Origin of the sequence: Microbacterium sp. LTA6, assembly GCF_045690355.1 — a bacterium.
GTDB lineage: Bacteria > Actinomycetota > Actinomycetes > Actinomycetales > Microbacteriaceae > Microbacterium.
Genome location: NZ_CP147855.1, coordinates 1,592,349 through 1,604,834 on the forward strand (window position 1 = coordinate 1,592,349; position 12,486 = coordinate 1,604,834).

Below are 12,486 nucleotides of genomic sequence, written 5' to 3' on the forward strand. Positions count from 1 at the left end.
AGGGGCAGAACCGCGCATCAGCCGCGCAGCGCCTCCGTGAGCTTCACGCGCGCCCCCATGCGCAGCAGTGAATTCTCGTAGATCTTCGCGCCGACCGCGATCGCTGCGACGCAGCTCACGATCAGAATGAGCAGCGACAGGATCGGCTCCCACCACTGCGCCTCGCCGACGAAGAGGCGCATCGGCATCCCGACCGGTGCCGAGAACGGTACGTACGACATGATCGTCAGCACCACAGGGTCGTTGTTGAAGAAGATCACGAGGAAGTACGGTGCCATCACGAGCATCGTGATCGGCGTCGTCGTCGCCCCGATGTCCTCCTGTCGAGACACCATCGATGCCGCAGCGGCGAACAGCGATGCCAGCAGGATGAAGCCGAACAGGAAGAAGACGGCGAACCAGATGATCGGTGACCCGAGTGTTGCGAGCACCTCCGTCTGCCCGGTGACGATGAGGCCGACCGTGGCGATCGCCGCCAGCGCCAGAATTTGAGCCATGGCGAGAACGGTGTTGCCGACGACCTTGCCGGCGAGCAGCGTGCGAGCCGGGATCGCCGAGATGAGCAGCTCCACCACTCTCGTCTGCTTCTCCTCGACGACGCTCTGAGCGATCGTGCCGCCGAAGGTCGAGGCCGCCATCAGGAACACGATCCCGAAGCCCAGGGCGATGAGGTATCGCAGCGCGGGGTTCGTCGTCGCCGGTTCGAGGATCTCCACTTCCGGTGCCTCCGCGAGACCCATCACGATCGAGTCCGGAGCATTCTCCAGCGCGATCACCGTGTATCCGAGGGGACCGTCGCCGGGGAGGACCGCGGCTTCGACCTTCTCGGAGCGCAGGAGCTTTTCGGCATCCGCCCGATCCGCGACCTCGGTGATCGCGACGTTGGGCAGGGCCTCGACGACGGATGCCGTCTCCGAGGTCACCGCGATCTTCGTGGCCTCCGGGTTCTTGCTCGCGAAGCCGCCGATCAGGATGCCGGCCAGTGCGATCAGCAGCAGGATGCCGGTGGAGATCATGAAGGTCTTGCTGCGCAGCTTCGAGCCGATCTCGCGCTCGGCGACGAGCCAGATGGCGTTGGTCTCGCGGACGGGGGCAGGAGTACTCACTGGATGACCTCCTTGAAGATCTGGGCGAGGGATGGATGCTGCGGGGCGAAGCTGGCGACGTCGCCGCGTTCGACGGCAGAGCGCAGTACCCGCTGCGCGGTCTCTGCGCCATCGGCGTCGAACAGTGCGTATCCGCCCTCGAAGTCGACGACGGTCACGCCGGGCTCGGCGCGCAACCAGCCGGCATCGCCGGCGGAGACGAGCTCGTAGCGGTCGTTCGCATGCTCGGCGCGCAGGGCATCGCGGGAGCCGGATGCCCGGATGGTGCCGCCAGCGAGGATGATCAGGTCATCGCAGAGCCGTTCGACCACGTCGAGCTGGTGCGATGAGAACAGGATGGCGGCGCCGTCCGCTGCACGGGCCTGCAGCACGCCGGCGACGACGTCGACGGCAAGCGGGTCGAGGCCGGAGAACGGCTCGTCGAGGATGAGCACCTTCGGGTCGTGCACCAGGGCGGCGGCGATCTGCGCGCGCTGCTGATTGCCGAGCGAGAGCGACTCGATCGTGTCGTTCAGGCGCTCGCCGAGACCGAGTTCGGTGAGCAGCTCGGTTCCCCGGGCCGTGGCATCCACCTTGCTGAACCCGTGCAGGCGGGCGAGGTAGACGATCTGCTCGAGCACCTTCATCTTCGGGTAGAGCCCGCGCTCTTCCGGCATGTAGCCGAAGCGGCGGCGGTCGTCGGTGGTGACGGGCGAGCCGCCGAGATCCACGCGCCCGGCATCCGTGGCGAGCACGCCGAGGATGATGCGCATCGTGGTGGTCTTGCCGGCTCCGTTGCCGCCGACGAAGCCGGTGAGTCGCCCGGGGGCGACGGGGAACGAGACGTCATCGAGCACGCGCCGCGAGCCGTAGCTCTTGGTGATGCCGTGGAGTTCGAGCTGTCCTGTGGTCATGTCTCCACGCTAGGGATGCGGGGTGTCGCCGGCATCCCCCACGCGGTTGATCGTGTGGCGTCCCCCGTGCGGTGGACGGCATCCGACCGAGTCGGATTCAGCGGCGACCGGCGTGCAGCACGGTGCGCACGATGAGCCCGGCGACCAGGGCCCAGAACGCGGCGCTGACCCCGAGGATCGCGACGCCGGATGCGGCGACCAGAAACGTCACGACGGCGGGGATGCGCTCACCGGGGTCGTCGATCGCCTGCTGCACCGCGGAGCCGAACGCACCGAACAGCGCGAGACCGGCGACGGCCGGGATCACGGCCTCCGGCGCGAGCAGCACGAGCGCGGCGAACGCCGCCGAGAACCCGCCGAACACGAGGTACGACGCTCCGGTCGAGACGCCGGCCACCCAGCGTCGCGCAGGATCGGGGTCGGCATCGGGCGATGCCGCGAGTGCGGCGCTGATCGCCGCGAGGTTGATCGCGTGCCCTCCCGCCGGTGCGCCGATCGCGGTGCCGAGACCGGTGACGAGCATCGCTGGGCGCCACGGAACTTCGTAGCCGTAGCTGCGCATGATGGCAATACCAGGGACGTTCTGCGAGGCCATCGTGACGATGAACAGCGGCAGCGCGAGGCCGACGAGGGCGCCGACGGTGAACGTGGGCGCGGTCAGTTCGACGTGCGGCAGCAGCAGCCCGAGCTCGACGGGCGCGCCCTTCTGGACGAGCGAGATTGCGACGACCGCCGCGGCGGCGACGAAGGCGAGCGGCACAGCCCAGCGTGGTGCGAGCCGAGCGAAGATCAGCCAGGTCAGCACCACCGGCACCACGCCCCAGGGGTTCGCGACGATCCCGGTGATCGGTGCGAGGCACAACGGCAGCAGCACGCCGGCGAGCATGGCCTGCGCGATCGACGGAGGGATGCGCGCGATGAGCCCTCCGAGCGCCGGCCACAGTGCGGTGAGGAGGATGAGCACCGAGGTGACGAGGAACGCGCCGACGGCAGCCGGCCAGCCGCCATCGACCGTGCCGGTGGCGGCGAGGAGCGCGGCGCCCGGTGTCGACCAGGCGACTGTGATCGGCATCCGGTACCGCCAGGCGAGCACGATGCACGCGAGTCCCATGGTCAGGCTGACCGCGAGGAGGCCGCTCGCGGCTTGGCCTGCGGTCGCTCCGACCGCGCTGAGTCCGGTGAGGACGACAGCGAACGCGCTCGTGAAGCCGACGAGCGCGGTGACGATTCCCGCGAGGATGGGGCGGGAGAGGGGAGCTGCGGCGGTGGTCATGGATGCCTCGACGTGGAACGGATGCTCCGAGGCTATCGGTCGTTCCGACAGCTTCCGCGTCGATCTCGGCCGTTGCGGGAGGAACCGCTCAGGCCATTCCCCGCCGGTGCGCGAGGACGACGGCCTGCACGCGATCGCGGGCGCCGAGCTTCTGCAGGACGCGCGACACGTGCGTCTTCACGGTGGCTTCGCCGATGAACAGCGCGGCTGCGATCTCGGCATTGCTGCGGGCGTCGGCCAGAAGCGTGAGCACTTCGGCTTCGCGGTCGGTGAGCGGCTCCGGAAGCGGATCGGGGAGCATACGGGCCGTGCCCGCTCCGGTCGCACTCTCTGCGGGTACCCGGGGTGTTGAAGCGGCAGGAACTGCGACCGGAACGGATGCGGGGTCGGCCCCGGCCGCGGCGAATCTCGCCAGCACCCGACGGGTGACTTCGGGCGCCAGCATCCCATCACCGGCGGCCAGCGCGCGCACGGCCGTGATCAGATCCTCGGCTCCGGCGTTCTTCAGCAGGAAGCCGCTCGCTCCGGCATCCAGCGCCTGATAGAGGTAGTCGTCGCGGTCGAAGGTGGTGACGATCGCGATCGCCGCAGAGACCTCCGGGTCGCGGACGATCAGCCGGGTGGCTTCGATGCCGTCCATGTCGGGCATCTGCACGTCCATCGTGATGACGTCGGGGCGGAGGGCGGATGCCTGGGCGACGGCCTCGGCGCCGGTCGATGCCTCACCGACAACGGTGATGTCCGGCTGACTGTCGAGGATCGTGCGGAAGCCGGCGCGCAGCATCGCGTGGTCGTCGACGAGGAGCACACGGATGGGGGAGTCGGACATGCGGGTGGTCCTCACGCGGTGGTGGTCGTGGTCGGGCGGGCCGGCAGCGGGACGGTCGCCCGCACCCGGAAACCGCCGAGTGGGCGCGGGGCGAGGTCGATCGTGCCGCCGGAGGCGATGGCGCGCTCGCGCATGCCGAGCTGACCCAGGCCGGGCCGGAGCGCCGTCACCGCCCGCCCGGTGTTGACGATCTCGACTTCCACGTTGTCGTCCGCGTATCGCACGCGGACGTCGGCTGTCGCCCCGGCGCCGGCATGGCGGCGGGCGTTGGTCAGCGACTCCTGCGCGATGCGGTACAGGTTGACGGCGACGAGCGAGGGCACCGGAATCGGCTCGCCGATCACCGTGTAGTCGGTCGGGAGCCCGGCTTCGGTGGATGCCTCAGCCAGATCGCCGATGTCATCGAGGCCGAGTGTGGAGGCGGCATCCGTCGTCTCTCCGCCGGGCGTGCGGAGGGTTTCGAGAAGCTGTCGGAGTTCGTGGATCGCGTCGCGGGCCGACGATTCGATGCCGGTGAGGATGCGACGCGACTGCTCCGGGTCCTGGTCGAGCACGATCCGCGCGGCCCCGGCCTGCACCCCCATCACCGAGACGTGGTGGGCGACGACGTCGTGCAGTTCGCGGGCGATCTTTACCCGGTCGAGTGCGACGGCCTGCGCGGCGGTCACCTCGCGCTCGCGTTCGAGCTCGATCGTGCGGTGCTCGAGCGCCGTGCGCTCGGAGGCAGCGATCCAGGAGCGCTCGCCGAAGTAATAGGCACCGCCGAAGTAGAGCACGTTCAGAAGGATCTGGATGAGCATGAACGCGACGTAAGGCGAGAATGCACCGGCGGCGATCTCCGCCTTGTTCGCCTCGTCGATCGCGTCGCGGTACATGACGATGATCAGCCAGACGAACATGCCGAGGATGATGGCGATCCGCACGATGAAGGCGCGACGTCTGTTGTTCATCCAGGCGCCGACTGTGTAGAGCGAGACGAACATTGCGATGTTGCCGACGTAGATCTCCGGCACCTTGAACGTGATCGCGAAGAAGTAGGCCAGCACCACGACGACGGCGACGATTCCGGGCCAGCGGCGACGCACGGCGAGCGGGGCGGTGACCGCGACAGCGTAGACGAGCGCCGTCCACGGCTCGGCTTGTTCCTTGCCGTACATCTCGGCGATGGTCGACAGCGCAGCGCTGAGGATCGCCCCGATGAACATCACCGTCGCGAGCACGAGGTCGCTGCGCAGCTCTCGCGGGGTCGGGGTGCGGGTGAACGGGGCGGTGGGCATCCTTCCACCGTATGCGGGACGGATGCCGCCGACATCCCCCACGCGACGGATTCGCGTCGGACTTGCTATTGACAAGCTTGGTTGTTTTTTGCAAGTATCGATCCTGTCCGGACCGGACATCACCGACAGAGGAGTCATCGTGACCAAGATCTTCGTCAACCTGCCCACCGCCGACCTCGAGCGCAGCAAGGCCTTCTACACAGCGCTCGGATGCGAGCTCAACCCGCTCTTCACCGACGAGAACGCGGCCTGCATCGTCTGGAGCGAGGACGTGTTCTTCATGGTCCTCACTCGCGAGTACTTCGGCACCTTCACCGAGAAGACGGTCGTCGACGCGAAGGAGAGCGCCCAGGTGCTCGTCGCCCTCAGCCGCGACTCGCGTGATGATGTCGACGCGATTCTCGCCGCAGGCCTCGCCGCAGGCGGGATCGAGCCGAAGGACGCACAGGACTACGGCTTCATGTACTCCCGCGACCTGGAGGACCCGGACGGCAACGTGCTCGAGTTCCTGTACATGAGCGAGCAGGCCGGCGAGCAGGGGCCTGAGGCCTATTTGGCCGAACAGGGCGCCACCGAATCGGTCTGAGATGGCCGCGCGCAGCTACGGCCAGTACTGCGGTGTGACGACGGCCGTCGAGCTGATCGGGGAGCGGTGGGCGCTGCTCATCGTCCGCGATCTGCTCGTCGGTCCCCGTCGCTACACCGATCTCAAGCAGGGCCTGCCGCGCATCCCCACCAACATCCTGTCCACGCGTCTGAAGGAGCTGCAGGAGGGTGGGGTGGTGCGCCGCGTTCCGCTGATGAACTGCGGTCTCGTCTACGAGCTCACCCCCTACGGGCGTGCGCTCGAACCGGTCGTCCTCGCGCTCGGCCGGTGGGGTTTCCAGACGATGGGTGACCCCTCGCCGGATGACGTGGTCACGGCTGACTCGCTGACGATGGCGTTGCGCACGGCGTTCCAGCCGGATGAGGCGACGGATGCCGAATACGAACTGCACGTCGGCGAGGTCGCGTTGCGCGCTTCGGTGCGCGACGGTGCGCTGCGTGTGTATCAGCTCGCTCCGCCCGCCCCACCGGTCGGTGGAGCATTGCCGTCGAGCGAGGCCGATGCCGTGATCGTCGCCGGTCCCGGCATCCGTCACCTGATCGGCGGCGACGTGACGCCGGCCGAGGCGATCGCCCAGGATCTCCTCGCCGTGGTGCGCGGCGAGGTCTCGTGGCTGGAGTCGTTCGCCCGTACCTTCCACATCGCACCGCTGATCGCGCAAAGGAGCGTGGCATGAGCACTGCAGAATCCGGACGGATCATCATCGATCTGTTCACCACTCTCGACGGTGTCGCCCAAGGACCGGGTGGCACCGACGAGGACACTTCGGGCGGCTTCCGTTTCAGCGGCTGGCAGGCCGGACACCCGAGTTCGGGCGTCGGCGACCAGGTGATGAAGGGGATGGCCGGCCTCGACGCGTTGCTGCTGGGGCGGCGCACCTACGACATCTTCGCCTCCTACTGGCCGCACCACACGCAGGGCGAATCGGGCGACATCGGCAAGCTCTTCAACCGTGTGCCGAAGTACGTCGCGTCGAGGGACGCCGGCATCGGGCTCGAGTGGGAGGGATCCTCGCGCGTCGGGGCCGACCTGGCCTCCGAGATCGCCGACATGCGTGCCCGTCATCGGGAGGTGCACGTGATCGGCAGTGTCGACTTCGTGCACACGCTGCTCGGCGAAGGTCTGTTCGACGAGCTCAATCTGTGGGTGTATCCGATCCTGCTCGGCGCAGGCAAGAAGGTCTTCGACGACGGCGCGATGCCTTCGGTTCTCGAACTGCTCGAGCCGCCCGTCGCCGATGACGGGGGAGTCACGTTGCTGCGCTTCGGGCGGACCGATCGGGTGCCGGGGGTGGGGACGTTCGAGTGACTTTCAGCTGATCTCGGGTGATCTCGGTGAGGTCGATCACATTTGAGAAATTTCTTTCTCAAATGTGTGGACTATCCCCTAGGTTGGGGATCAGCACAGTGCCGCGCGATCGGCGAGTGACTCATTCAGATCGGCGCACGCACTGTTGACGCGCGTCGGCGGACTCTCGAGGGGGAAGAGCCTTGACTCTACGACGCACGGTTCGACGGGGAGCGCTTCGCGCGCTGCTTGCGGGGACTGCAGTCCTGGCGATGGTGTTCACAGGCGCGGTCACGGCCGTCGCCGAGGATGCCGCGGCAACGGCGACCATCACCGGCCATGTCACCCGTGAGGGCGACGGGTCGCCGGTCTCGGGTGCGGCCGTTTACGTGAGCCCCACGGCCGGTGGATTCTCACACAACGGCACGACCGATGCGAGCGGCGACTACAGCGTCACCGGGCTCGCGCCGGGCGAGTACACCGTCCGTTTCGAGGCGATCGGCACCGGACTCATCACCGAGTACTGGAACGGTGTCTACGACTGGATGAGTGCTCAGCGCATCGTCGTCGGCGATGGCGAAACAGTCACGGGGATCGATGCTTCGATGCAGTTGGGTGGGTCGATCACGGGCCAGGTGACCCGTGAGAGCGATGGTTCTCCGGTGTCCGGCGTGACCGTCCAGGTCTCGTCCAACTCGCCAGCCGCTCCGAAGTACGCGTGGACGGGCATGGATGGGACCTACCGCATCTTCGGGATTCTGCCCGGCGACTACACGGTGAGGTTTACCCCACCGGCCGACAGCGGGCTCGGGAGCGAAGCCTGGAACGGGGTGCTCGACGGAGGTGCAGCCACGCCCGTGACGGTTGTGGCCGGAGACGTGATCGAAGCGATTGACGCTTCTCTGGTTGCGATGGCGACGATCAGTGGACACGTGACGCGTGAATCTGACGGCAGCCCGGTACCCGGGTTCGTCGACGTGCTGCCAGTCGGTTCCGTCGGTGGTCCGAGCGCAGCAATCGGCGCTGATGGGAGCTACAGCATCGGCGTCAGCCCCGGCACCTACATCGTGCGCTTTCGCCCACTCGACGAGGGACTGTTCTCGGAGTTCTGGGAAGACGCGCGCTTCCAAGAAGACGCGACATCCATCACCGTCGCCGCTGGCGATCGGCGCACGGAGATCGATGGGCAGCTGAGCTCCAGCACGGCGATCACGGGGACGGTTCGCGCCGATGGAGACGCCGTCGCAGATGTGGCTGTGACGGCGTACGACGGTGATCAGTTAGCGGGCAACGCCTATACGAACTCGGATGGCGAGTATTCGCTCACGCTTCCTGCCGGCGATTACACGGTGGTCGCTCGGGCGCCGTTCTACAACCCGATCCATGCCACTCAGTACTACGAGTCCGCCGCGACCCGGGACGAGGCGACGCCTGTGAAGCTGGGGGCGGACGCTGACCGTACGGGCGTCGATTTCGACCTCGTTCCCGGAAACGACATCCGCGGCACGGTGGTGGCCACGGGTGAAGATCTTTCTCAAGGAGAGGGTGCGGCGGTCATCGCCTACCGCGCGGGTTCCGACGGGTGGCAGGAGATCGCACGGGTGCCTTCCTGGGGTGACTTCTCGTTCAGCCCGAATCGGGCGGTCGACGGTGGTCCGCTGCCGGCCGGGACGTACACGATCGGAGTGGAACTGCCCGGCTTCTGCACCCAGTACTACGGCGGTGCTGCGACGCTCGAGGAGGCTGAGGCGTTCGATCTCACCGAGGGGGAGACGTTCACAGCTGCTGACGTGGTTCTGACCGTTGACTGCCCGGCGCCGAAGCCGACGCTCACGCTCTCCGCTACATCCGTCAAGGCAGGCGGCGACATCACGGTGACCGGCGAGAACTTCGCCCCCGGTGAGAAGGTCGCGTTCGAGCTTCACTCGGATCCGATCTCGCTGGGCGAGCTTGTGGCCAGCGAGAACGGAACGCTGAGCGGAACTTTCCGCATCCCGTCGACGGTTCCTGCGGGCGCGCACCACATCGTCGCCCTCGGTGAGGAGTCCGCCGTCGAGGTGAGTATCGCCATCGAGGTGACCGCGGTCGCTGGTGGAGGTGGAACCGGAACGGTCGGCGGTGCGGGAACCGGCTCAGGTCTGGCGAACACCGGTGCGAGCGTTCCAGTGACCGCTGCTCTGGCTGGGCTCTTCCTGGCTGCACTCGGCGCTTTCTTCCTCCGTCGCCGGCGCTCTGCTAGATAGCCAACAGAGGACTCAATGTCGGACCTCGATAGTCAGGCACCGGAGGAGCTTCTTACGACCAGGCAGGCGTTCCTCGCGATGACCGATTTCATATGGGAGTTCGCACAGCGCGCTGGCGACGACTTGATGACGCTTATCGGCGACACCGAAATCGAAGCGGATGGCGACCCTACGGATCCCGCGGCTTGGGATGACTGGCGTGCAAGCGTTGCCAAGATCAGATCAGGGCAGACGCCACGATAGGACGGTTTTAAAAAGAGGAAGGCCGGTGCCATGGGCAGCGAGCTTGTGACGTTCCGAATAGAGGTCCTGCTTTCTCTGCAGCGCGCGCTATGGGAGATCGTGACGCCAGCGCTGAGGGCAGTGGCGGTGCAGGCCGCTTATCCGCGAATCGTCGTCAGGTTCGTTTACGAAGAGCAGGTGCCTGAATCGGCTGAACTTCCTGACGAGGCCGGGACACACGTTTGCGCGGATTTTCTGCCCCCAGTCACCGTTGAAACAGTGATAGTGGTCCAACACGTAGGCGTGCCCTTGCTCCTCGGTCCTGGCGAGGAATGGGTGTTCATGCGTCGTGAACCGCTAGTCGAGCTTCCGCTCCCACCGAGGGGTGCTCGATGAATAGGGGTGTCAGCTGTTCGGGCGATGCAGCGCTGCTTCGGCGAGAGCCTGGCGCGTCTCCAAGGGAGTCACAGTGAGCGGCCATATTTGCCCAGTTTGTGGGTACTCACAACTCACAGAGCCGCCTCGGACTCAGGGCGGGGGCTCTTTCGAGATCTGTTGGTCATGCGGCTTCGAGTTCGGCGTCACCGATGATGACCTTGGTCATTCCTACGAATCGTGGCGCCTGCTTTGGATCGGGCGAGGTATGCCGTGGGATAGCCACTCTCTACATCCTCGACCCCGTGATTGGGAACCAGGCCGACAGCTTGAGGACTTGCTCGGAGGCGAGGTTGAATCGTAGCTCGGGGGTTGGGCGGTTATGGTGACGAGTGAAAACGCCGACTACTGGGTTCCGGGGGATGGTGAACACATGCGCATTGATATCGACCCCCAAGTCGTCGAGAGCGTCAGCAGGGAGTACGCGGTCGTCTTGGGCTTGTCGGGTGGGTCAGCGCTTCGCATCGAGACCCTTTTCGAGCTCTCTGAGCCGGGCTGTGCGCCGATCGTCATCGACCCCGAGAGTCCGGACGCCGACAGGAAACTTGAGCGCGCCCTTCTCGGTCGCACAGTCATCCGCGCGATCGCCGGAACGAGTGACGGCTCACTCGCGATGACTCTTGACGGCGAGACCAGCCTGCGTGTTCCCTCCGACTCTGACTTCGAGGCGTGGTCGGTGACGCACTCGGATGGGCGCTTGGTGGTGGCCCTTCCGGGTGGTGGGCTCGCTCGATGGGGCCCGCGGCCTAGCTGAGCAATGAGGTTTGATCAGGTGGCTGGGGTTCCCAAACTGGCGTCACCGCAGTGTTGACCTGACGCTTCCTGACCGCCTTCGATCTGCAATCACATGGGAGACAACGATGACGCCCGCTTCGGACCACGACGCACTGAGCCTGATCGAGCACTTCGAGCGCACTCTGGGACCGATTCACTCCGGTTGGTCGGTTGACCCTGATGGTGCGGAGATGCCCTTCCAGCTCGTTCGATTCGCGGGTGGGTCGGACGCTGGCTCGGTAGCCTATGCGACGCTCGGTCTGAGCAGGCAGGCGCTGTCGTCGCCCGATCCGGGGCGCTTCATACGCCAAGAGCTGCTGATCTTGGCCCCAGACGCGCTAAAGCCGGACCTTGTGGCATCTCTGCTGCTTCAGGTTGGCTCGATGGTTATCGGGACGCGTCGTGCGCTACTGCGTGGCAACGTGATCGGTCCGGCAGGGCCGTTGGTTCCCGAGTCGGATTTGACGGCACTGTACGTGACGGTGCCGGTGTACTTTCCCGATGAGTTCGCCACGTTCGAAGGGGATGACGGCGACGTCGTTATCGCTTGGCTGGTCCCAATCACCACGGGCGAAGCGGACTTCATCTCGCGGCACGGTTGGGATGCATTCGAAGACAATCTCGTCGACCAGGATCCCGATCTGGTCGACTTCGGACGCTCGGAGATGAAGCTGTACACCTGACTTCATAGGAGGCGTATTTTCTGATCCCTGCCGGCGAGGGAAGCATTGGGATCGGACAACGCAATCGAGGCTGTCTTCCGCCCGACCAACGGCTGGGACTTTTTGGAACTGAGATGAGGCACTAATGAGGATGCTGCGCTCGGACTCTGCGCGGGTCGGAGACTCGGGAGTCGCCGACGATGAACTGGTGATTGCGACGACTCGCGACGAACTCGCCGCCTTGGCTGGAGCGATCAACGAAGCGCTGGAGGCTGTTGAGGAGTGGGAGTTCGATACCAGGCTGGGAATCACGCCTGATCAAGCGAGGAGGCTCGCTGCCCGCATTAGCGACGTCCTGCGGGATGCCTTCCGCCCGGAATAGGGCCCTGATGATCGGCATTCGCGGTCGAGAGTCGTTCGCCGCGTATCTGCCCCGTTCCGGATTCTTCCTGGCTGCACTCGGCGCTTTCTTCTTCCGTCGCCGGCGCTCCATGAGCTGACCACTCGCCGTTCACACCGATGGGGACTTCTCCCCATCGGTGCGGACGACCACGTCGGGTAGCGTCATCAATGACGACGCGCGGGGGGTGCGGGAATGAGTGCAGACAAGGTCATCATCGATTACGACCTCTTGACGGGGGTCCGTGATTCCATCAAGACGGCGATCGCCGAGCTGGAGGATGCGCCCGAGCGCAGCGCCGACATCGCGGGCGCGATCGACCTGCCGTTCGACAAGGCAGAGCTGAGCGGCCTGGCCGGCGACTTCTGCGGCTCGTGGGAGCCGAAGCGCGAGGATCTGATCTCGACGCTCGAAGACATCTCGGCCTACATCGGCGATGTCGTCGACTCGTACTACGGACTGGACAGGTGGTTCTGAC

13 protein-coding genes are annotated in these 12,486 nt (G+C 66.1%); 8 read left to right on the forward strand and 5 right to left on the reverse strand.

Annotated features, from left to right (window positions below; all coding sequences use genetic code 11):
• Positions 1 to 17: 17 nt before the first annotated feature.
• From LTA6_RS07575 to LTA6_RS07595, 5 genes are all read right to left on the reverse strand, one after another.
• Positions 18 to 1,106 carry an ABC transporter permease gene (locus LTA6_RS07575; RefSeq protein WP_341977085.1) on the reverse strand — a complete coding sequence of 363 codons (1,089 nt, stop codon included), beginning with the start codon at positions 1,104 to 1,106 and terminating at the stop codon, positions 18 to 20.
• Positions 1,103 to 1,999, reverse strand: coding sequence for an ABC transporter ATP-binding protein (locus LTA6_RS07580; RefSeq protein WP_407359094.1), 897 nt, complete (start codon positions 1,997 to 1,999; stop codon positions 1,103 to 1,105). The genes LTA6_RS07575 and LTA6_RS07580 overlap by 4 nt, the downstream gene beginning before the upstream one ends.
• A gap of 97 nt (positions 2,000 to 2,096) precedes the next feature.
• On the reverse strand, positions 2,097 to 3,272 hold the full coding sequence (locus tag LTA6_RS07585) for a benzoate/H(+) symporter BenE family transporter (protein ID WP_407359095.1): 1,176 nt from the start codon (positions 3,270 to 3,272) through the stop codon (positions 2,097 to 2,099).
• Between the two features lie 88 nt (positions 3,273 to 3,360).
• Positions 3,361 to 4,101: a response regulator gene (locus tag LTA6_RS07590; RefSeq protein WP_407359096.1), complete on the reverse strand. Its 741-nt coding sequence runs from the start codon at positions 4,099 to 4,101 to the stop codon at positions 3,361 to 3,363.
• 11 nt (positions 4,102 to 4,112) lie between these two features.
• The gene (locus LTA6_RS07595) at positions 4,113 to 5,378 is read right to left on the reverse strand and encodes a sensor histidine kinase (RefSeq protein WP_341977093.1); all 1,266 of its coding nucleotides are present in this window, start codon (positions 5,376 to 5,378) and stop codon (positions 4,113 to 4,115) included.
• A gap of 136 nt (positions 5,379 to 5,514) precedes the next feature.
• On the opposite strand from LTA6_RS07595, the gene LTA6_RS07600 reads away from it, so the two are divergent.
• From LTA6_RS07600 to LTA6_RS07635, 8 genes are all read left to right on the forward strand, one after another.
• A complete protein-coding gene (locus LTA6_RS07600; RefSeq protein WP_407359256.1) occupies positions 5,515 to 5,964 on the forward strand; it encodes a VOC family protein in 450 nt (149 codons plus the stop codon).
• Position 5,965: 1 nt separating this feature from the next.
• On the forward strand, positions 5,966 to 6,661 hold the full coding sequence (locus LTA6_RS07605) for a helix-turn-helix domain-containing protein (RefSeq protein ID WP_363549475.1): 696 nt from the start codon (positions 5,966 to 5,968) through the stop codon (positions 6,659 to 6,661).
• Entirely contained in the window at positions 6,658 to 7,293 is a 636-nt protein-coding gene (locus tag LTA6_RS07610; RefSeq protein WP_407359097.1) for a dihydrofolate reductase family protein, read from the forward strand. Before LTA6_RS07605 ends, LTA6_RS07610 begins: the two co-directional genes overlap by 4 nt.
• 251 nt (positions 7,294 to 7,544) lie before the next feature.
• Positions 7,545 to 9,515 carry a collagen binding domain-containing protein gene (locus tag LTA6_RS07615; RefSeq protein WP_407359098.1) on the forward strand — a complete coding sequence of 657 codons (1,971 nt, stop codon included), beginning with the start codon at positions 7,545 to 7,547 and terminating at the stop codon, positions 9,513 to 9,515.
• 1,030 nt (positions 9,516 to 10,545) lie between these two features.
• Positions 10,546 to 10,926 (forward strand): DUF6188 family protein, encoded by a 381-nt coding sequence (locus LTA6_RS07620; protein ID WP_407359099.1) that lies wholly within the window; start codon positions 10,546 to 10,548, stop codon positions 10,924 to 10,926.
• A 106-nt stretch (positions 10,927 to 11,032) separates the two neighbouring features.
• Complete coding sequence (locus tag LTA6_RS07625) at positions 11,033 to 11,629, forward strand: suppressor of fused domain protein (protein WP_407359100.1); 597 nt, start codon at positions 11,033 to 11,035, stop codon at positions 11,627 to 11,629.
• Positions 11,630 to 11,753: 124 nt separating this feature from the next.
• Positions 11,754 to 11,990: a hypothetical protein gene (locus LTA6_RS07630; protein ID WP_407359101.1), complete on the forward strand. Its 237-nt coding sequence runs from the start codon at positions 11,754 to 11,756 to the stop codon at positions 11,988 to 11,990.
• Between the two features lie 213 nt (positions 11,991 to 12,203).
• Positions 12,204 to 12,485 (forward strand): hypothetical protein, encoded by a 282-nt coding sequence (locus LTA6_RS07635; protein ID WP_363549469.1) that lies wholly within the window; start codon positions 12,204 to 12,206, stop codon positions 12,483 to 12,485.
• Position 12,486: the final 1 nt, after the last annotated feature.

Excerpts from the sequence above, each read along its gene's own strand:
- LTA6_RS07580 (WP_407359094.1), bottom strand. The coding sequence starts at position 1,999 with ATGACCACAGGACAGCTCGAACTCCACGGCATCACCAAGAGCTACGGC.
- LTA6_RS07585 (WP_407359095.1), bottom strand. The coding sequence starts at position 3,272 with ATGACCACCGCCGCAGCTCCCCTCTCCCGCCCCATCCTCGCGGGAATC.
- LTA6_RS07590 (WP_407359096.1), bottom strand. The coding sequence starts at position 4,101 with ATGTCCGACTCCCCCATCCGTGTGCTCCTCGTCGACGACCACGCGATG.
- LTA6_RS07595 (WP_341977093.1), bottom strand. The coding sequence starts at position 5,378 with ATGCCCACCGCCCCGTTCACCCGCACCCCGACCCCGCGAGAGCTGCGC.
- LTA6_RS07605 (WP_363549475.1), top strand. The coding sequence starts at position 5,966 with ATGGCCGCGCGCAGCTACGGCCAGTACTGCGGTGTGACGACGGCCGTC.
- LTA6_RS07610 (WP_407359097.1), top strand. The coding sequence starts at position 6,658 with ATGAGCACTGCAGAATCCGGACGGATCATCATCGATCTGTTCACCACT.
- LTA6_RS07615 (WP_407359098.1), top strand. The coding sequence starts at position 7,545 with ATGGTGTTCACAGGCGCGGTCACGGCCGTCGCCGAGGATGCCGCGGCA.
- LTA6_RS07620 (WP_407359099.1), top strand. The coding sequence starts at position 10,546 with ATGCGCATTGATATCGACCCCCAAGTCGTCGAGAGCGTCAGCAGGGAG.
- LTA6_RS07625 (WP_407359100.1), top strand. The coding sequence starts at position 11,033 with ATGACGCCCGCTTCGGACCACGACGCACTGAGCCTGATCGAGCACTTC.
- LTA6_RS07630 (WP_407359101.1), top strand. The coding sequence starts at position 11,754 with ATGAGGATGCTGCGCTCGGACTCTGCGCGGGTCGGAGACTCGGGAGTC.
- LTA6_RS07635 (WP_363549469.1), top strand. The coding sequence starts at position 12,204 with ATGAGTGCAGACAAGGTCATCATCGATTACGACCTCTTGACGGGGGTC.